1 protein-coding gene is annotated in these 1413 nt (G+C 41.0%); it reads left to right on the forward strand.

Translation table 11 applies throughout. The features are described 5' to 3' along the window. Positions 1-39: 39 nt before the first annotated feature. Positions 40-1302 carry a capsule biosynthesis protein gene (locus KUG37_RS14610; RefSeq protein WP_216938519.1) on the forward strand — a complete coding sequence of 421 codons (1263 nt, stop codon included), beginning with the start codon at positions 40-42 and terminating at the stop codon, positions 1300-1302. The last annotated feature ends 111 nt before the right edge of the window (positions 1303-1413 follow it).

Below are 1413 nucleotides of genomic sequence, written 5' to 3' on the forward strand. Positions count from 1 at the left end.
CCCTGTATAATATGCTAAAAAAAATAGGTTAATTTCTTTATGTCCGTCCATATAAACCGTTTATTACTTTCTGAACGGGTTCTGCTGTTGCAGGGCCCCATGGGGAACTTTTTTACTCGTTTTTCTGCATGGCTAAAAGACCATGATATTCATTGCTTTAAAGTAAACCTGAATGGCGGAGATCAGTTCTTTTCACGTTCTTTTGAATATAATTTTGATTTTACCGGCTCTTCTGCTGAATTTTCAGCCTGGATTGAAGATCTGCTGTTAAGCCAGGACATTGATGCGGTGGTATGCTTTGGTGACTGCCGCCAATACCATCAAATTGCAAAAAAAGTGGCATCCAAGCATCAGATTAACTTCTTTGCTTTTGAGGAAGGCTATATCCGGCCGAACTACATTACCTTTGAGCAGGATGGCGTTAATTTCTTTTCCAACTTTTTATCGCATTTGAAGTTGAAAACCAGGAAACATAAACATAGCCAGATTGAGGGAATTTCCGAAGTCAATAACAGCTACCGCTCGATGGTAGCCAGTGTGATGACCTATTACCTGTTTATGCTGATTTTTTCCTGGAAATATCCCCATTATAAACACCACCGGCAGATGAGCATTTGGGCTGAAATCTATTATTGGATCTGCTCAGGTATGCGACGGATCAAGAATTCGTGGATAGAAGAAAAACATTTTAATGCATTTATGCAAAGCTATAAAAAACGCTATTTTGTTTTTGCACTACAAGTGCATAACGATTTTCAAATCCGGACCCATTCCGATTTAAAGTGCATGAAAAAGTACATTGAAATGGTCATCTGTGATTTTGCCCAGCATGCAGATCCATATCATCATTTGGTGCTTAAACATCATCCCATGGATCGTGGATATCGTAATTATGCCTCTTACATTCGTCAGCTGGCGAAGTCTCATGATGTTGAAGGGCGTATTCACTATTTTTGTGATATCCATTTACCTACGCTATTAAAAAATAGCCTGGGTTTTGTCGCAGTAAATAGTACCACCGGCATTCAGGCTCTCTATCACCATATTCCTGTCAAGGTGTTGGGCTATGCGCTCTATAATTTGCCCAAGCTGACCAACCAGCGTCCGCTGGCTAAATTCTGGAGAAATCCGGGCAAGGTCGATCAGGTGTATTTTAACTACTTCCGTGAAGAGCTGATTAATTATTCGCAGTTGAACGGGGGGTTTTATGGCGCTTCCCCCTGGATGGAGCAGTATGATAGGTCGCATATCGGGGTAGGAGTTGAAATACAGCAAGCCAATAATCCTGTCTCCATCGGATAAGGGCCAGATCATTCCTGATAATAAACGATAAGAATTTAAACGCAATAAAAAAGCCCTGAACGAAAGATCAGGGCTTTTTTAGAATCTGGAGCGGGAAAGGAGACTCGAACT

Source organism: Acinetobacter sp. BY419, assembly GCF_019038395.1.
Classification (GTDB): domain Bacteria; phylum Pseudomonadota; class Gammaproteobacteria; order Pseudomonadales; family Moraxellaceae; genus Acinetobacter.

Coding starts and splice junctions, on each gene's coding strand:
- KUG37_RS14610 (WP_216938519.1), top strand. CDS start 40: ATGTCCGTCCATATAAACCGTTTATTACTTTCTGAACGGGTTCTGCTG.